Raw genomic sequence first — 17,971 nt, forward strand, 5'->3', positions numbered from 1 at the left:
CCCACGTGATCTCCCCCCTTGAGGGGGAGATGCCCGGCAGGGCAGAGGGGGGTGACGCCGTCATTGCCAGCATCACTCGAATTCCATGATCAGGCCGTCGACGGCGAGGCTTTCGCCGGCCTTCACCGCGATCTTCTTGACCACACTGCGCTTCTCGGCCTTCAGGATGTTTTCCATCTTCATCGCCTCGACGGTGGCGAGCGCCTGGCCGGCTTCGACCTGTTCGCCTTCCTTGACGGCGACCGAGGTGATGACGCCCGGCATCGGGCAGAGCAGCATCTTCGAGGTGTCCGGAGGCAGCTTCTCCGGCATCAGCCTGGCAAGCTCGGCGACGCGCGGCGACCGCACGCGGGCGGTGACGTCCATGCCGCGCCAGCGCAGCCGGATGGCCGGGCCGACGAGATTGATCTTCACGCCCACGGCCTCGCCGTCGATGTGGAAGACGGTGTGCAACTGGCCGGGCAGCCAGCCGCCGGTGACGGCGCACTTGCCGTTGTCGGCGAAGGTGACGGCCATGCCGTCGACGCCGGTGGACAGCGCGACCGGGAATTCATGACCGGCGAGCGTGACGACCCAGTCCTTGCCGATCTTGCGCTGGTGATGGCCGATCGTGCCGGAAATGGTGACGGCGCGCTCCTGCAGTGTCTGGTTGATGACAGCGGCGATGGCGGCGAGCTTGCGGGCTGAGACACCGTCGGGGGCGACGCCGGTGAAGCCGTCCTTGAACTCCTCGGCGATATAGGCGGTGGTGATCTTGCCGGAGCGGAAACGCTCCTGCTGCATGACCGCCGAGAGGAAGGGCAGGTTATGGCCGATGCCTTCGACCTCGAAGTTGTCGAGCGCCTTCGACATGGCGTCGATGGCCGACAGGCGATCGGGGGCCCAGGTGCAGAGCTTGGCGATCATCGGGTCGTAATACATCGAGATCTCGCCGCCGTCATAGACGCCGGTGTCGTTGCGCACGATCGTGCCGTCGTCCTGAACACCTTCGACCGGCGGGTGATAGCGGGTGAGCCGGCCGATCGACGGGAGGAAGTTGCGATAGGGGTCTTCGGCATAGAGGCGGCTTTCGATCGCCCAGCCGTTGAGCTTGACGTCGTCCTGGCCGAAGGAGAGCTTTTCGCCCTGGGCGACGCGGATCATCTGCTCGACGAGGTCGAGGCCGGTGATCAGTTCGGTGACCGGATGTTCGACCTGCAGGCGGGTGTTCATTTCAAGGAAGTAGAACTTGTTCTGCTTGCCGTCGACGATGAACTCGACCGTGCCGGCAGAGTGGTATCCGACCGCTTTTGCCAGCGCCACGGCCTGTTCGCCCATGGCCTTGCGGGTGGCGGGGTCGAGGAAGGGCGAGGGGGCCTCCTCGATGACCTTCTGGTTGCGGCGCTGGATCGAGCATTCGCGTTCGCCAAGATAGAGCACGGTGCCGTGCTTGTCGCCGAGCACCTGGATCTCGATGTGGCGCGGCTCGGTGACGAATTTTTCGATGAAGATCCGGTCGTCGCCGAAGGAGTTCTTCGCTTCGTTGCGGGACGACTGGAAGCCTTCGCGGGCCTCCTCGGCGTTCCAGGCGATGCGCATGCCCTTGCCGCCGCCGCCGGCGGAGGCCTTGATCATGACAGGATAGCCGATCTGGTCGGAGATCTTCACCGCTTCGTCGGCGTCCTCGATCAGGCCCATATGGCCGGGAACGGTGGAGACGCCGGCTTCGGCGGCGAGCTTCTTCGAGGTGATCTTGTCGCCCATGGCCTGGATGGCATTGACCGGCGGGCCGACGAAGGTGATGCCGGCATTGGCCAGCGCATCGGCGAAGACGGCGTTTTCCGACAGGAACCCGTAGCCCGGATGGACGGCGTCGGCGCCGGTCTTCGCGATCGCCTCAAGGATCTTCTCGATGACGATATAGGACTGGTTGGACGGCGCCGGGCCGATATGCACGGCCTCGTCGGCCATCTTGACGTGCAGCGCATCACGGTCGGCGTCGGAATAGACGGCGACGGTCTTGATGCCCATCTTCCTGGCGGTCTTGATGACGCGGCAGGCGATTTCGCCACGGTTGGCGATGAGGAGTTTCTTGATCATGGCTTTCCGGCTTCCATAGAGTCTTCGAAGGCTTGCGGGAAGTTCTTCCGCGCTAGGCTTGCATTGAGTTTCAGCAGGGCGAAATAGGAGGCCGGATCGAAGGCCCGTTCCGCCGGCAGCACTTCGCGCCCGAACAGGCGGCAGAGCCGTTCGCCATCCAGGTTTCCGCGCTGGAACGGTTCCGTGCCGAAATGCCGCCACAGGGCCTGGACGAATTCGATGTCGGCGAGCGCCACCGACTTGTCCATGGTCCGGTGCCGCGGCCAGGCGCTCAACGGGGTTACCTTGGAATTGGCCCGGCGGATGGTGAATTGCCACTGGGTTCCGAGCAGTCCGGCCGGGAAGCCGGCGTGCTTGGGCATGAGCGGATCCTTGGCCATCAGCAGCAACCCCGCTTGCGGATTTCGTCGGGCGCCATGTCAGATTTCCATCACGTCTTCGAAGGCTTCCGGAAAGCTCTTGCGGCCGACGCGTTCGTCGATCCGCAGCAGGGCCTGGTAGGAGGTCGGGTCGAACGGGCTTTCGGCGGGGATCACCTCGCGGCCGAACAGCAGGTTGAGCCGCCCCGCATCGAGATTGCCGCGTTCGAACGGTTCGTCGCCGAAATGGTGCCAGAGCGCGTGCAGGAAGGCCGCGTCTACCTTCTGCTCGATCGTGTTGGGCCGGGCGAGCCGTTGCAGGGGCTTCAGCGGCGTCGCCCCGTTCTGGTTCGGCCGTCGGATGGTGAAATGATGACCGTGTCCCGGCAGTCCAGATGGAAAGCCGCGATGCTTGGTCATTTCGGGGGTCTTGGCCATGGGCGTCTTCCCCTTACAATGGGATGGTGTCGTGTTTCTTCCAGTGCGTGCCGACCTGCTTGTTGCGCAGCGAGGCGAAGGCGCGGGCGATGCGGCGGCGCGAGGAATGCGGCATGATCACCTCGTCGACGAAGCCGCGCTCGGCAGCCTTGAACGGGTTGGCGAAGTTGACCTCGTATTCCTTGGTGCGGGCCGCGATCTTCTCGGCATCGCTGAGTTCGGAGCGGTAGAGGATTTCGGTCGCGCCCTTGGCGCCCATGACGGCGATCTCGGCGGTCGGCCAGGCATAGTTGATGTCGGCGCCGATATGCTTGGAGGCCATGACGTCGTAAGCGCCGCCATAGGCCTTGCGGGTGATGAGCGTGACCATCGGCACGGTGGCCTGGCTGTAGGCGAACAAGAGCTTGGCGCCGTGCTTGATGACACCGCCATATTCCTGCGCCGTGCCGGGCAGGAAGCCGGGGACGTCGACCAGCGTCAGGATCGGGATGTTGAAGGCATCGCAGAAGCGCACGAAACGGGCGGCCTTGCGCGAGCTATCAATGTCGAGGCAGCCGGCGAGCACCATGGGTTGGTTGGCGACGACGCCGACCGACTGGCCTTCCATGCGGATGAAGCCGGTGATGATGTTCTTGGCGAAGGCTTCCTGGATCTCGAAGAAATCGCCCTCGTCGGCGAGCGCGTAGATCAGCTCCTTCATGTCGTAGGGCTTGTTGGAGCTGTCCGGGATCAACGTGTCGAGGCGGGCCTCGACGCGGGCAGGGTCGTCGTGGAAGGGACGGACCGGGGGCTTTTCGCGGTTGTTGAGCGGCAGGAAGTCGAACAGCAGGCGCACCTGCTCCAGCGCCTCGATGTCGTTCTCGTAGGCGCCGTCGGCGACCGAGGACTTCTTCGTATGGGTGCCGGCGCCGCCGAGTTCCTCGGCCGTGACGATCTCGTTGGTGACGGTCTTCACCACGTCCGGGCCGGTGACGAACATGTAGGAACTATCACGCACCATGAAGATGAAGTCGGTCATGGCCGGCGAATAGACCGCACCGCCGGCGCAGGGGCCCATGATGACGGAGATCTGCGGCACGACGCCGGACGCGTCGACATTGCGCTTGAAGACGTCGGCATAGCCGGCGAGCGAGGCCACGCCCTCCTGGATGCGGGCGCCGCCAGAATCGTTGAGGCCGATCACCGGCGCGCCGTTCTTCAGCGCCATATCCATGATCTTGCAGATCTTCTGCGCATGGGTCTCGGACAGCGAGCCGCCGAGCACGGTGAAGTCCTGAGAGAAGACATAGACCTGGCGGCCGTTGATCGTGCCCCAGCCGGTGACGACGCCGTCGCCGGCGATCTTCTGCTCGGCCATGCCGAAGTCCGTGCAGCGATGCGTCACGTACATGTCGTATTCTTCGAAGGAGCCCTCGTCGAGCAGGACTTCGATGCGCTCGCGCGCCGTCAGCTTGCCCTTGGCATGCTGGGCGTCGATGCGGCGCTGGCCGCCGCCGAGATGGGCCTCGGCGCGGCGCGCCTCGAGCTGGTCCAGAATCTGTAGCATGCTTCCTCCCGACAAAATGCAAGGCGCCTCTGTGATTTGTGCCCTTAAACGCAGGGGCTTGCAAAGAAAATGATTGAACAGGTGCAATTGTGGATTTATAAATTTGCAAACAGCGAAATGCGAAATTGCAAATGGCGATCGGCAAGCTTTTCATCGGGCGCAAGGTGCGCGAAATTCGGCAGGCGGGCCATGCCACGCAGGCCCAGTTTGCCGACAAGATCGGCATCTCCACCAGCTATCTGAACCAGATCGAGAACAACCAGCGCCCGGTCTCGGCCTCGGTGCTGCTGGCGCTGGCGGAGAAGTTCGGCATCGACATCACTGAACTTTCGTCGGGTCAGAACGACCGTCTCCTATCGGCGCTGTCGGAGGCACTGAACGATCCGCTGTTCGAGACCTATTCGCCGAGCCTGCAGGAACTGAAGCTCGTCACCCAGAACGCGCCGGGGCTCGCCCATGCCCTGATCACCTGCCACCAGGCCTATCGCCGCAACAGCGAGCAGCTGGTGAGCTATGACGACCGGTTCGGCGCCGCCCCCTCGAACGAGACCACCTCCTATGACGAGGTGCGCGACTTCTTCCACTTCGTCGACAACTATATTCACGACATCGACATCCTGGCTGAGAGCCTGGCCGGCCAGCTGAAGCTCGGGGAGGGGGAGAACTACGCGGCGCTCGCCGGCTTCCTCGAGAGTCGCCACGGGGTGCGCGTGGTGCGCGGCGATGCGGGCGAGGAGGCGATCCGCCGCTTCGACCCGGCAAGCCGTATCCTGACGCTCTCGCGTTATGCCTCGGCGCCGACCCGCGATTTCCAGATCGCCATCCAGGTGGCCCAGCTCCATGCGCGCGACACGATCGAGCAGGTGCTGAAGCAGGCGGGCTTCCGCACCGAGGAAGCCGTCGAGGTCTGTCGCATCGGCTTGCACAACTATTTCGCCGGCGCGCTGATCCTGCCCTATCGCAGCTTCCACCAGGCGGCGCGCGAGCTGCGGCACGACATCGAACTTCTCGCCGCCCGCTTCGGTGCGTCGCTGGAACAGGTCTGTCATCGGCTTTCGACGCTGCAGCGGCCGGGGCTGAAGGGTGTGCCGATCTTCTTTGCCCGCATCGACCGGGCCGGCAACATCACCAAGCGGCACAGCGCGGCGCGGCTGCAGTTCGCCCGTTTCGGCGCGGCCTGTCCCTTGTGGAACGCCCATCAGGCCTTCGAGGCGCCGGGGCGGATCATCCGCCAGCTGGCCGAGACGCCGGACGGGGTGCGCTATCTCTGTCTCGCCATGCAGGTCAACAAGGGCACGCTCGGCTTTCGCGCCGCGCAGCCGCGCTATGCCCTGGCGCTGGGTTGCGAGATCTCCTACGCCGATCAATTCGTCTATGCCGACGATCTCGACCTCTCCAACCGCGCCGCCTTCGACCCGATCGGCATTTCCTGCCGGATCTGCGAGCGGGTCAAATGCACCAGCCGCGCCGTGCCGCCCTTGAAGCGCAAGCTGGTGGTGGACCACAGCGTGCGGAACGCGACCCCTTACGAGATCGAGTGAGGGCGTGCGTCATCGGCGTTCAGGCGCCGAGATCATCGTCCGCCAAGGCTTTCGTGGCGGCTTCGGCCTCCGTGAGCAGGCCTTGCCAGTCGTCCGGCGGACGGCCCTGTTTCAACATCTTGGCGAAGACACGATAAGCGTCCGTCGGGCTTTCATAGGCTCGCTTGGTATTGTCGTCGTTCACCCAGGCCAGAATGATGATCCGGTCTTTGGCGCTGAACCGGAAGAATAGCCGATATTGCGCAACGTATTTGCCACGGAACCAGTGTTTGTAGCCCTCACCGAGCGTGCTCCCCATTCGGAACCTGGAGTGAGATGGATCGGCGGGGATTTCCTCGAAAGCCATCTTCATCGTGGCTGCCAGCAGTTTGGCATTGCGCCGCGTCTTGTAATTTTCCGGGTCATTCGCCCGGTCGTGCCTCACGGCCGCGATCATTGCCCGGTACTGCGCGAGGAAAAGGGGATGGAGGAACAGCCGCCATCCGTTGATCATAATTTCAGTCATCGTCGAGTGGGCTATCAAGATCGACGGAGACATCGCCTACAAGATCACGGCCTTCCTGCAGGAGCTCCAGACTCAACGGAACGGGCGCTTGGGGATTGCGGGCGATATCGTGCGCAAGGAAGGTAAGGAACGCCCCCAACGCGGGGTCCTCTTCGGTCTCTTCTCGCTTCGCTTCAATGATCACCGTGCCATCAGGCATCGCCTTGAAGACGATTGCGCCTTTGGAGACGCCCAGCATCTTGCGGATAGCCGCGGGAACCGTGGTCTGTCCCCGTTCCGTGATCGTGGCGTCGATTTCCAGAGTCGCTGTCGTGCTCATATCAGCCTCCTACAGAGGATCCATGTAATGCAAATGCATTGTGCTGTCAATGTGACACGTTCTTGGGATCACTCACGCTCCCAGTTCCTCCACCATCAGATCGATGAACCGCCTGACGCGGGGTTCGAGCAGGCGTTTGTCGGGGTAGAGCGCGATGATCGGCACGTCGCCGGAGCCGTGCTCGGGCAAGATCCGGCGCAAACGCCCGGCTGCAAGGTCCTCGGCGACCAGAAAATCCGGGAGGAAGGCGATGCCGAGGCTGGCGCGTGCGGCGTCCAGCAGCGCCTCGCCGCTGTCGAGCCGCAACCGGCTCCGCCCCTGCGCCTTGATCCATCCGCCCTGTTCGCCGGGAAAGTGCCAGGTCTGGCGCTGGTTGCGGCTGCTGAAGACGAGGCAGTCATGGGCGGCGAGTTCATCGAGATCCGTCGGCTCCCCCCGCGCGGCGATGTAGGCGGGCGAAGCGCAGAGCATGGCCCGGCAGCGGGCGACGACCCGCGAGACGAAGCTCGAATCCGCGCTGGTGACGCCGATCCTGATGGCCAGGTCAAATCCTTCCTCGACGATGTCGGCGACCCGGTCGGTGAAGCTCACCTCGACCTGAATGTCGGGCCATGACTTCAGGTATTTCCCGATGATCGGGAGAAGCACGTGCCGCCCGTAGGCGTCGGGTACCGTCAATCTCAGCACGCCGCGCGGCATGCCGCTCGTTCCTGCCACGCTTGCCTCCGCTTCGTCGACCGAGGCGAGGATCTGCAATCCACGTTCGTAGAGCAGCCGTCCTTCGTCGGTCGGGCTCAGCGTGCGCGTCGTGCGATTGAGCAGGCGCACACCTAGCCGGTCCTCCAGGCGCATGACGGCCTTGCCCGCCGCCGAGCGCGAGAGGCCCATGGCCTTGCCGCCGGCGATGAAACTGCCGGCGTCGACCACCGCCATGAACACCTGGATGTCGTTCAGATTGGCACGCAGCATCAGCTCACTCCGCTCGTTCGCTTCTGTGTCGACGCCCATTCGCCAATCAACCGGCTATAGTGGCCATGCTTTGCGGCAGCTCTAGACCGGGAAGCGGAACGACGACAGGAAGGAAGAGACATGGCACAAACACTTCACCGTTTGAACCCGCCGACTTTGCCCGATGCGGGCGCACTCGGCTATTCGCAGATCAGCGTCATGGAGCCCGGCAGGCTCGCCTTCGTTTCCGGACAGGTCGCCTGGCGGGCGGGCGGCGAACCCGCCCCTGATTCCCTTGGCGAGCAGGCCCGTCTGGTCTGCGCCAATGCCAAGGCGGCGCTCGATGCGATCGGTGCTGCCCCACAAGACATCGTCATCGTGCGCGTCTACATGACGGATCTCACGCCCGAGCGTATCGCCGAGGCCATGCCGCATATCACCGCCTTCTTCGACGGCGCTAAGCCGAGCCTCACCGGCGTCGGGGTCGCCGCCCTTGCCGGGCCTGATCTGCAGATGGAAATGGAAATGACCGTCCGGCTTCCCGATTGACGGCGGGGTAGCCTGGCTTTTGGCATGAGCGGGCGGGCAACGCCCGCCCGCCTACGGAGGTTCAGCCGAACAGCGGCTGCGGGTGGGGTTTCAGAAAAGCCTCGACGATCTCAGGGCCGACGTCGTCCAGCGTTGCCGGTGACCATTTCGGATTGCGGTCCTTGTCGATGATGGCGGCACGGATGCCCTCGTAGAAGTCCGGGGTCTTCAGCGTCTGCGCGGTGGCGGCAAATTCGCGGGCCAGGCAGGTTTCTAGATCCGGCGAGGTGCGGCCGGCGCGCAGCAGCGCCAGCGTCACCTTCAGGCTGGTCGGCGATTTCGTCAGCATGGTCGCCTTGGCCTTCGCGGCGAAGTCACTCTCCTCGGCGTCGAGCGCGGCGATGATCTGCTCGACGGTGTCGAAGGCGAAGCAGCGATCGATCAGGGCGCGGTTTGCGGCGAACAGGCCCTCCGGCGCGGGCGTGGCGAAGGTCGCGATCAGGTCGGATACGGCCTTTGCATCGGCGCCGGCGGGCAGGGCGGCGAGGCGTTCGGCAAGGGCGGTCAGATTCGCTGGCGGAACAAAGCAGTCGGCAAAGCCGGCGGCGATCGCGTCGCCCGGGCCGATGGGCTCGCCGGACAATCCCATATAGGTGCCGAGTTCGCCCGGCGCCTGCGACAGAAGCCAGGTCGCGCCGACATCGGGGAAGAAGCCGATGCCGGTTTCCGGCATGGCGAGCTTCGTCGTGTCGGTGGCGATGCGGTGGCTGGCATGGCCGGAAAGGCCCACACCGCCGCCCATGGTGATGCCTTCGATGATGACGACATAGGGTTTCGGATAACGGCCGATGCGGCCGTTCAGCCGATATTCCTCGCGCAGGAAGGTCGCCGCTTCCGGGTCGCCAGTGCGGCCGCTTTCGTAGAGCATGCGGATATCGCCGCCGGCGCAGAAGCCGCGCTCGCCCTCGCCGGTGACGAGGACGGCGGCGATCGTCGGATCGGCCTCGAAGCCGTCGAGCGCCGCCTCGATCTGGCGGATCATGGCCAGCGACAGGCTGTTGATGATGCGCGGGCGGTTCAGCGCGATCAGGCCGAGTGCGCCGGTGCGGCCGGTGAGAACTTCCTCGCCGGTCAGTTCGGTCGTCAGATAGCGCATGCCCTGTCTCCTTAAGCGCCGATCACGGAGCGGGCAACGATCACCCGCATGATCTCGTTGGTACCTTCGAGGATCTGGTGGACGCGGAGATCCCGGACGATCTTCTCGATGCCGTATTCGGCGAGATAGCCATAGCCGCCGTGCAGCTGCAAGGCGCGGTTGGCGACATCGAAGCAGCGGTCGGTGACGAGGCGCTTGGCCATGGCGCAGAGCGTGGTGGCGTTCGGCGCCTTGTCGTCGAGCGCGGTTGCGGCGCGCCACAGGAAGGTGCGCGCGGCTTCCAGATCGGTCGCCATGTCGGCGAGCTCGAACTGCAGCGCCTGGAATTCGGCGATCGGTTTGCCGAAGGCCTTGCGGTCCTTCATGTAGGCGACGGCCTTGTCGAAGGCGAACTGGGCGCCGCCGAGCGAGGCCGCGGCAATGTTGAGCCGTCCGCCGTCGAGGCCGGACATGGCGATGCGGAAACCGTCGCCCTCGGCGCCGAGCCGGTTTTCTGCGGCCACGCGCACGCCGTCCATCATCACGGCGCGGGTCGGCTGGGCGTTCCAGCCCATCTTCTTCTCGTTGGCGCCGAAGGTCAGCCCCTTGGCATCGCCCGGCACGAGAAAGGCGGAAATGCCCTTGGGGCCGTCTTCGCCGGTGCGGGCCATGACGAGATAGAGGGCGCTGGCACCCGCGCCGGAGATGAACTGCTTCTGGCCGGTCAGCACATAATCGTCGCCGTCGCGCACCGCGCGGGTCTTCAGGGCCGCCGCATCCGAGCCGCAGCCGGGCTCGGTCAGGCAGTAGCTGGCGAGCGCGTCCATGGTGGCAAGGGCGGGCAGATGCGTCTCGCGTTGCTCGGGCGTGCCGTAGCGGTCGATCATCGTCGCACACATGTTGTGGATCGAGATATAGGCGGCAACCGTCGGGCAGCCGGTCGCCAGCGCCTCGATGATCAGTGCCGTATCGAGCCGGCCGAGGCCGGAGCCGCCGACGTCATCGGCGACGCAGATGGCGCCGAGGCCGAGGCTGCCGGCTTTCTTCAGCGTGTCGACCGGGAAGTGCTTTCTCTGGTCCCATTCGAGGGCAAAGGGAGCCAGTTCCTCGGCGGCAAAGTCGGCCGCCATGTCGACAAAGGCCTGCTGCTGGTCGCTCAGGGTGAAATCCATGGCTCTCCTCCAAGAGATGGGCACCGCCTCCGTCAGGGCGCCCTCAATGCCGACCGGCTTAACACAGCTTCGCCCCCGCGATCATCCCTGTCGAAAGTCGGGGTTGCGAAACGGGAGTGTGCGATCTTTTGGGCGGGTGCTCCTGGCTTCCGGCCGGGAGAAGGTGGCGCGCAGCGCCGGATGAGGAGCGCGCGAGCGGAAACCAAGGGGGTGTCGTTGCTTTTGGCATTTGCCCCTCACCCTGACCCTCTCCCCGTAATCGGGGAGAGGGTACGGCCACGGCGGTGCCGCATGGTCCTTCTCCCCGCCTGCGGGGAGAAGGTGCCGGCAGGCGGATGAGGGGCAAACTCTAGGTGATGGGGCGGAGGCGGACAGTTCGAGATCGCTTCACGCACGCCTCAAGGTCCGGAGCGATCGTCGGTCCGTCAGCCCACCACATTCCTTGGCGTGCCGGCGACGAAAAGTTCGATGTTTTCGATCAGCTGGTCGGCGAGCGCCTGGATCGCTTCGCGGCTGGCCCAGGCGACGTGGGGCGTGAGGATGACGTTCGGGCGGGCGGCGATGCGCATCATCGGGCTGTCGGCGGCCGGCGGTTCGCCGTCGGTGACGTCGAAGCCGGCGGCGGCGATCTCGCCCTTCTCCAGCACCTGCTCCAGGGCCTGTTCGTCGACCAGGCCGCCGCGGCCGGTGTTGATGAGGATCGGCTTTCTCTCCATCAGGGCGAATTCGCGCGCGCCGACGATGCCGCGCGTCTCGGCGTTGAGCGGGCAGTGCAGGGTGATGACGTCGGCGCGGCGCATCACCTCGTCGAACGGCGTGTGGCCCGGCTTGAGTTCGCTTGAACCCTTGCGGCCGGCGACCAGCACGGTCATGCCGAAGGCCTCGGCGATGCGGCCGACGGCCTTGCCGAGCGTGCCGTTGCCGATGATGCCGAGGGTGGAGCCGCCGAGATCGGCGATCGGGTGGTCGAAGAAGCAGAATTGCGCCGCCTCCTGCCAGCGGCCGTCGAGCACCGACTGGCGATAGGGCAGGATCGAGCGGCGCAGGGCCAGCATCAGCGCGAAGGTGTGTTCCGGCACGGTGTGTTTCGCATAATTGCGGATGTTGCAGACCGTGATGCCCTGCTCGCGGGCGGCGGCCAGATCGACGATGTCGGTGCCGGTGGCGGAGACCGCGATCAACTTCAGGCGCGAGGCCCGGCCAAGGCTTGCGCGGCTGAGCGGCGCCTTGTTGGAGATGACGATGTCGGCCGTTGCGATGCGTTCGGCGACTTTATCCGGCGTAGTGCGATCATGAACGATCAGTTCGTGGGGAAAGGCGGGCGGGCGCAGAACGGTTTCGGGGGAAAGCGTGTCGCGGTCGAGAAAGACGATCTTCAGCATCGGTTTTCAGCACTCCTTGCTCAGGCGAGCGCATTAGAAATAGAGGAAATCACGATGGCAAGGCCGGTTTGGCGCTCAAACGGTCGGCAGGCGCAAAACGGACAATGCCGGGACGAGCCCGGCATTGCGGAACATTTGCGTGGTGACTTCGGCGATCAGACGATGCCGCCGGAGCCGCCCCTGACGGCCGGACGCTCGGAAGCGACCCGGGCGCGATAGCCGCTGGCGCGGTAGGCGGCGACCGGATCGATGGCGCCGCCGGCGCGGCGGCGGGCTTCGGCGAGAATCGGCTCGACATCGGTGCGATAGGCGCGCTTCAGCGTTTCCGTCGCCATCAGCGCGTCGTTACCGTCCTGGAAGCCTTCAAGAGCTGCGCGGTCGACCAGCAGGGCCTGGGCATAGGCGCGGCGGATCTCGTTGGCGCTCGAAATCAGGCTTTCGATCGGATCGGTGACGTTGTGGCTCTGGTCGATCATGTGGGCCGGGTGGAAGCCCTTCACGCCGCGATGTTCGGCATCGACGAGTTCGTTGAAGACGAGGAACAGGCGGTAGGGCTCGATCGAACCGGCGTCGAGGTCGTCGTCGCCATATTTCGAATCGTTGAAATGGAAGCCGCCGAGCTTGCCGAACTGGATCAGGCGGGCAACGATCATCTCGATATTGGTGTTGGGCGCATGGTGGCCGAGGTCGACGAGGCAGAAGGCCTTGTCGCCCAGCGTCTGGGCGATCAGCAGGTTGGAGCCCCAGTCCTGCACGACGGTGGAATAGAAGGCCGGCTCGTACATCTTGTGCTCGGAGAAGATCCGCCAGTCGTCGGGCAGCACCTTGTAGATGTCGGCCATGGCGGCGAGATAGCGCTCGAACTGGCGGGTGAAATTGGTCTGGCCGGGGAAGTTGGAGCCGTCGCCGACCCATACGGTCAGCGCCTTGGAGCCGATCGCGTTGCCAAGCTCGATGCATTCGATGTTGTGCTCGACGGCCTGCGCGCGGGTTGCCGCGTCGACATGCGAGAGCGAGCCAAACTTGTAGGAGTGGGCCTGGTCTGGCGCATCCGAAAAGGTGTTGGAATTCATCGCGTCGAAGCCGAGACCCAGTGCTTCGCCCTTGGCCTTCAGATCCTTCGGATCGGCCTTGTCCCAGGGAATGTGCAGCGAGACCGTCGGCGTGGCGCGGGTCAGCTGGTGGATGACGGCGCAGTCGTCGAGCTTGTCGAAGATGTGGCGCGGTTCGCCAAGGCCGGGAAAACGGGCAAAGCGGGTGCCGCCGGTGCCGACGCCCCAGGAGGGAACGGCGACAAAGAACTCGGCGACCTTGGCGGTGACCGTCTCGATGTCGACATTGCCGCGGGCGAGCTTTTCGCCGAGCGCCGCATAGTCGGATTTGAGCGCGGATGCGCGCTTGTCGTTCTCGGCGCCGATCAGGTCCGACGAAATCTGGCTGTCCGTCATGTTATCTCCTCCTGCCCGCGAACGATTGTCGTCCGTCCGCGTTCTACGTCAATTCGATCATTGCAAAATGGGGCATTCATGGACGTCGTACGCATACTGCTCGCCATCATCCTGCCGCCGGTCGGTGTCATCCTGCAGGTCGGTATCGGCCTGCATTTCTGGCTCAACATACTGCTGACCCTGTGCGGCTATGTTCCGGGGATCATTCACGCCATCTGGGTGATCCTGCGGAGATAGCGGCCACCGCCACGGCATTGGCGCCGTGGCGGGCTTGGGAGGCTTGATCAGCGCGTAAAGCTCTGGGCGTTGCCGGCATCGACATTGATGATGTTGCCGGTCGACTTGGCAGAGAGGTCCGAGGCGAGGAAGTAGATCGCTTCGGCAATGTCCTCGGGGAAGACGTTGAGTTTCAGCATCGAACGCTTGCGATAATGCTCCTCGAGATCGGTGACCTCGATCTTGGAGGATGCGGCCCGCTGTTCGCGCCATTCGCCGTTCCAGATCTTCGAGCCGCGCAGCACCGCATCCGGATTGACCGTATTGACGCGGATGCCGGCGTCCGCCCCTTCGAGCGCCAGGCAGCGGGCGAGATGGATCTCGGCTGCCTTGGCGGTGCAGTAGGCAGAGGCGTTGGGCGAGGAGGCAAGGCCGTTCTTCGAGGCGACAAAGACAATATTGCCGCCGATCGCCTGGCGACGGAACAGGCGAAAGGCTTCGCGCGAGACGAGGAAATAGCCGGTCGCCAGGATGTCGATGTTCTTGTTCCACATCGCAAGCGTCGTGTCCTCGACAGGCGCCGAAGAGGCGATGCCGGCATTGGAAACGAGAATGTCGACGCCGCCGAATTCGATGCAGGCCTCGGCGAAGGTGGAGGCGACGGCCTCTTCCTTGGTCACGTCGAGCGTGACGGAGCGAACGCTGTCACCGCCATAGCGCTTGGTGAAGTCGGACATCGTGTCGGCGAGTGCACCCGCATCGATATCGGCCAGCACCACGCAGGCGCCTTCCGCCATCAGCCGTTCGGCCGTGGCGCGGCCGATGCCGCCGGCGCCGCCGGTGACGAAGGCCACCCGGCCGGCCAGCGACTTCGGCTTCGGCATGCGCTGGAGCTTGGCTTCCTCGAGCAGCCAGTATTCGATGTCGAAGGCTTCCTGCTCGGGCAGGCCCTGGTACTCGGAAACCGTCGAGGCGCCCTTCATGACGTTGATGGCGTTGACGTAGAACTCGCCGGCGATGCGGGCGGTCGCCTTGTCCTTGGCAAAGGACAGCATGCCGACGCCGGGGACCAGGAAGATGACCGGGTTGGGGTCGCGCATCTTCGGCGAATTGTCGTGCTTGCAGGTCTCGTAATAGCGCGTGTAGTCGGCGCGGTAGTCTTCCAGCGCCTTGTCGAGGCCGGCGATCACGGTATCGGCATCGGGCTTCGCCGGATCAAAATCAACGATCAGCGGGCGGATCTTGGTGCGCAGGAAGTGGTCGGGGCAGGAGGTGCCGAGGCTTCCCAGCGCCTGAAGATCCCTGGAATTGACGAATTCGAGCACGGCGGCCTGGTCGTCGAAATGGCCGAGCTTGCGCTCCGCCTTGCCGATGCGGCCACGGATTTCCGGCATCAGCTTCGCGGCGATGGCGCGGCGTTCCGCTTCCGGCAGGCTGTTCGCGACGGCACCGCCGAAGATCGTCTTGCCTTCGGTTTCCTTGGCGAACCACTCGATCGCCTTGTTGATGATCTCGAGCGTCAGCAGGTAGCAGTCCTTGGCATCGTTGGCCCAGGTGAACAGGCCGTGGCTTTCCAGCACCACGCCCTTGGCGGTCGGGTTGGCCTTGACGAAGGCTTCGAGGTCGAGGCCGAGCTGGAAGCCCGGACGGCGCCAGGGCAGCCAACCGATGTCGGCGCCGAAGATCCGGCTCGTCAGTTCATTCGAGTTCTTCGAGGCGGCGATCGCGATGATCGCGTCGGGATGCATGTGGTCGACATGGGTAAACGACACGAAACCATGCAGCGGCGTGTCGATCGAGGCGGCGCGCGGGTTGAGGTTGAAGGTGCAATGCGGCAGGAAGCCGACCATGCGGTCCTCGTCCTCGACGCCCTTGTAGAGCGTCTTCAGCGCTTCGAGCTTGTCCATATAGAGGGTGGAGAAACCGTCGAGCTTGATCGTGCCGACGTCGCCGCCGGACCCCTTGACCCACATGACGCGAACCTTCTCGCCGGTCAGCGGATCGGTTTCCATGACCTTTGCCGAGGTGTTGCCGCCACCGTAATTGGTGATGCGCTTGTCGGCGCCCAAGAGATTGGACCGGTAGAGCAGCTTGCCGGGCTCGTCGAGCTTTGCAGCGCAAGCGTCGTCCCAACGGTTTTCGAGAAGGCGGGTTTGGCCCGTCATTGCTTCCTCCCTGTGCATGTCGATTCATGGGCGGCGCGCAAAAGGCGGCCCATCTCCTTCTGGTCGACGGTATCGCGCATCCTGGCGACAGTTGTCAATCAATTTCGATCACAAACATTCATTGTGCGACGCAACATTATCTTTTTTGATCGTTTGTGATTGACAGCATAAAAGCAATCCGGATAAATCACGCTCAGGAGGAGCCCATGCACGAACGCGAACGTCATCGCATCATATTAAGCGCGATCCAGGAAAAGCCGGTCATCACCGTGCAGGATATCGCCGAGCTGACCGAGGCTTCCGAGGCCACGATCCGCCGGGATATCGCGTCGCTTCACGTGCAGGGAAAGCTCCGTCGGGTTCGTGGCGGGGCCGAGGCAGTGCATCCGCCGCAGCTTGGAAATCTCGCGGCGCGACCGTTCCGCGTTTCGGAATCGGTCAATATCGACAAGAAGCGCGCAATTTCACGCGCCGCGGTCGATCTGTGTGAGGAAGGCGACTCGATCATCATCAACGGGGGTACGACGACCTTCCAGATGGTGCATTTCATGTCGGCGCGCCGCCTGCAGGTCATGACCAATTCCTTCGCCATCGCCGAGCACCTGGTGAAGCATTCCAAGTGCACCGTGTCGGTGCCGGGCGGGGCGATCTATCGCGACCAGAGCCTGATCCTTTCGCCCTTCGAGAATGACGCGATCCGCAATTTCTATGCGCGGCGCATCTTCATCGGGGCGCAGGGCATCAACGCGCATGGCGTGATGGAGTCCGATGCGCTGGTGATCCAGAGCGAGCAGAAGCTGATGCGGCAGGCGGAGGAGCTGATCGTCATGGTCGATTCCAGCAAGTTCGCCAAGCGCTCCAGCCTGATCCTGTGTCCGCTCGACAGCGTCTCGACGATCATCACCGACGACAAAATTCCCGACGAGGCGGCTGCCATGGTCGCCGATGCCGGCATCAAGCTCATTACGGTCAAGCCGATGGCTTCGGCCGAGAAGGAGGATACCACGTCGGTCGCATGATGTGATCCGGCCGCGTGGGGAGTTCAAAGCAGTCCATCAACCTGGGAGGAAGACCAAATGAAACTGTCCAAGACACTGCTCGCCGGTGTGGCTTTTGCCGCCATGGCAATGGCATCCGGTGCCAACGCGGCCGACATGAAGATCGCACTCGTGGTCAAGTCGCTCGGCAACGGCTTCTTCGAGGCCGCCAACAAGGGCGCCGAGGAAGCCGCCAAGGAACTCGGCGGCGTCGAGATCATCTATACCGGCCCGACGACGACCACGGCCGAAGGCCAGATCGAAGTCATCAATTCGCTGATCGCCCAGGGCGTCGACGCCATCGCGATTTCGGCCAACGATCCGGACGCCGTCGTTCCGGCGCTGAAGAAGGCCGCCCAGCGCGGCATCAAGGTCATCTCGTGGGATTCGGGCGTTGCCGCCGAAGGCCGCATCATGCACCTCAATCCGTCGTCCAACGAACTGATCGGCAAGATGTGCCTGCAGCTCGCGGCCAACCATCTCGAAGGCGGCAAGGGCGACTTCGCCATCCTCTCGGCTACCACGACCTCGACCAACCAGAACATCTGGATCGAGGAAATGAAGAAGCAGCTCAAGGACTTCCCGGGCCTCAACCTGACCACGACCGTCTACGGCGACGACCTGGCCGACAAGAGCTATCGCGAAGCCAACGGCCTTCTGTCCTCCTCGCCGAACGTCAAGGTCATCGTCGCTCCGACGACCGTCGGCGTTCTCGCCGCCTCGCAGGCCGTCAAGGATGCCGGCAAGATCGGTGAGGTCTTCGTGACCGGCCTTGGCCTGCCGTCCGAAATGGCCGGCGCCATCAAGTCGGGTGCCACCAAGGAATTCGCCATCTGGAACCCGATCGACCTCGGCTACTCGGCCACCCAGATCGCCTATCACCTGGTTAAGGGCGACACCGACGGCGCGCCGGGCTCGGAAATCGAAGCCGGCCGCATGGGCAAGATCAAGGTCGGCGACAATGGCGAAGCGGCCATGGCCGATCCCTTCGTCTACAATTCGTCGAACATCGACGAGTTCTCGAAGATCTTCTGATCTTCTATCTGTCGACCGCGAGCGCCGCCCCCCTCTGCCCTGTCGGGCATCTCCCCCTCAAGGGGGAGATTGGATGGGGCGGCCGCTTCGCCATCGTGAAGTGCGGCGCGGCTTCAAT

Annotated in this window: 17 protein-coding genes; 5 read left to right on the forward strand and 12 right to left on the reverse strand. The window is 64.1% G+C overall.

The genetic code is table 11. From position 1 onward, the window contains the following. Positions 1–72: 72 nt before the first annotated feature. From AC07Y0_RS01475 to AC07Y0_RS01490, 4 genes are read right to left on the reverse strand one after another with little or no spacing between them, the layout of a single operon-like run. Positions 73–2,079, reverse strand: coding sequence for an acetyl-CoA carboxylase biotin carboxylase subunit (locus AC07Y0_RS01475; RefSeq protein ID WP_498673838.1), 2,007 nt, complete (start codon positions 2,077–2,079; stop codon positions 73–75). Further along, complete coding sequence (locus AC07Y0_RS01480; protein ID WP_498673840.1) at positions 2,076–2,441, reverse strand: hypothetical protein; 366 nt, start codon at positions 2,439–2,441, stop codon at positions 2,076–2,078. Before AC07Y0_RS01480 ends, AC07Y0_RS01475 begins: the two co-directional genes overlap by 4 nt. Before the next feature lie 57 nt (positions 2,442–2,498). Next, positions 2,499–2,876, reverse strand: a complete 378-nt coding sequence (locus AC07Y0_RS01485) for a hypothetical protein (RefSeq protein WP_115669870.1) — start codon at positions 2,874–2,876, stop codon at positions 2,499–2,501. A gap of 13 nt (positions 2,877–2,889) precedes the next feature. Continuing rightward, a complete protein-coding gene (locus AC07Y0_RS01490) occupies positions 2,890–4,422 on the reverse strand; it encodes an acyl-CoA carboxylase subunit beta (protein WP_498673842.1) in 1,533 nt (510 codons plus the stop codon). A gap of 131 nt (positions 4,423–4,553) precedes the next feature. Between AC07Y0_RS01490 and AC07Y0_RS01495 the strand changes: the two genes are divergently transcribed. Continuing rightward, entirely contained in the window at positions 4,554–5,963 is a 1,410-nt protein-coding gene (locus AC07Y0_RS01495; protein ID WP_498673846.1) for a helix-turn-helix domain-containing protein, read from the forward strand. 19 nt (positions 5,964–5,982) lie between these two features. On the opposite strand, the gene AC07Y0_RS01500 is transcribed toward AC07Y0_RS01495, so the two are convergent. The 3 genes from AC07Y0_RS01500 to AC07Y0_RS01510 form a co-directional block, all read right to left on the reverse strand. Beyond that, complete coding sequence (locus tag AC07Y0_RS01500; RefSeq protein ID WP_498673847.1) at positions 5,983–6,456, reverse strand: type II toxin-antitoxin system YhaV family toxin; 474 nt, start codon at positions 6,454–6,456, stop codon at positions 5,983–5,985. Between the two features lie 4 nt (positions 6,457–6,460). Continuing rightward, entirely contained in the window at positions 6,461–6,787 is a 327-nt protein-coding gene (locus AC07Y0_RS01505; protein WP_498673849.1) for a type II toxin-antitoxin system PrlF family antitoxin, read from the reverse strand. A 72-nt stretch (positions 6,788–6,859) separates the two neighbouring features. After that, the gene (locus AC07Y0_RS01510) at positions 6,860–7,756 is read right to left on the reverse strand and encodes a LysR family transcriptional regulator (RefSeq protein ID WP_498673851.1); all 897 of its coding nucleotides are present in this window, start codon (positions 7,754–7,756) and stop codon (positions 6,860–6,862) included. 120 nt (positions 7,757–7,876) lie between these two features. On the opposite strand from AC07Y0_RS01510, the gene AC07Y0_RS01515 reads away from it, so the two are divergent. Continuing rightward, positions 7,877–8,284 (forward strand): RidA family protein, encoded by a 408-nt coding sequence (locus AC07Y0_RS01515; RefSeq protein WP_498673853.1) that lies wholly within the window; start codon positions 7,877–7,879, stop codon positions 8,282–8,284. A 61-nt stretch (positions 8,285–8,345) separates the two neighbouring features. Here AC07Y0_RS01515 and AC07Y0_RS01520 read toward each other — a convergent pair whose 3' ends face one another. From AC07Y0_RS01520 to rhaI, 4 genes are all read right to left on the reverse strand, one after another. Then, on the reverse strand, positions 8,346–9,419 hold the full coding sequence (locus tag AC07Y0_RS01520; RefSeq protein ID WP_498673855.1) for an enoyl-CoA hydratase/isomerase family protein: 1,074 nt from the start codon (positions 9,417–9,419) through the stop codon (positions 8,346–8,348). A gap of 11 nt (positions 9,420–9,430) precedes the next feature. Beyond that, complete coding sequence (locus AC07Y0_RS01525) at positions 9,431–10,570, reverse strand: acyl-CoA dehydrogenase family protein (protein ID WP_498673857.1); 1,140 nt, start codon at positions 10,568–10,570, stop codon at positions 9,431–9,433. Positions 10,571–10,995: 425 nt separating this feature from the next. Then, the gene (locus tag AC07Y0_RS01530) at positions 10,996–11,952 is read right to left on the reverse strand and encodes a D-2-hydroxyacid dehydrogenase (RefSeq protein WP_498673859.1); all 957 of its coding nucleotides are present in this window, start codon (positions 11,950–11,952) and stop codon (positions 10,996–10,998) included. Between the two features lie 155 nt (positions 11,953–12,107). Then, positions 12,108–13,400: an L-rhamnose catabolism isomerase gene (rhaI, locus tag AC07Y0_RS01535; RefSeq protein ID WP_498673861.1), complete on the reverse strand. Its 1,293-nt coding sequence runs from the start codon at positions 13,398–13,400 to the stop codon at positions 12,108–12,110. Positions 13,401–13,478: 78 nt separating this feature from the next. Between rhaI and AC07Y0_RS01540 the strand changes: the two genes are divergently transcribed. After that, on the forward strand, positions 13,479–13,637 hold the full coding sequence (locus AC07Y0_RS01540) for a YqaE/Pmp3 family membrane protein (protein ID WP_498673863.1): 159 nt from the start codon (positions 13,479–13,481) through the stop codon (positions 13,635–13,637). A gap of 47 nt (positions 13,638–13,684) precedes the next feature. Here AC07Y0_RS01540 and AC07Y0_RS01545 read toward each other — a convergent pair whose 3' ends face one another. Continuing rightward, positions 13,685–15,781 (reverse strand): bifunctional rhamnulose-1-phosphate aldolase/short-chain dehydrogenase, encoded by a 2,097-nt coding sequence (locus AC07Y0_RS01545; protein WP_498673866.1) that lies wholly within the window; start codon positions 15,779–15,781, stop codon positions 13,685–13,687. 206 nt (positions 15,782–15,987) lie between these two features. Here AC07Y0_RS01545 and AC07Y0_RS01550 point away from each other — a divergent pair, with 206 nt between their 5' ends. Both AC07Y0_RS01550 and rhaS read left to right on the forward strand, forming a co-directional pair. Beyond that, on the forward strand, positions 15,988–16,800 hold the full coding sequence (locus AC07Y0_RS01550; protein WP_498673868.1) for a DeoR/GlpR family DNA-binding transcription regulator: 813 nt from the start codon (positions 15,988–15,990) through the stop codon (positions 16,798–16,800). A gap of 57 nt (positions 16,801–16,857) precedes the next feature. Next, complete coding sequence (gene rhaS / locus AC07Y0_RS01555) at positions 16,858–17,853, forward strand: rhamnose ABC transporter substrate-binding protein (RefSeq protein ID WP_114364811.1); 996 nt, start codon at positions 16,858–16,860, stop codon at positions 17,851–17,853. Positions 17,854–17,971: the final 118 nt, after the last annotated feature.

It is taken from the genome of Allorhizobium sp. GW101-3B10 (genome assembly GCF_059424725.1).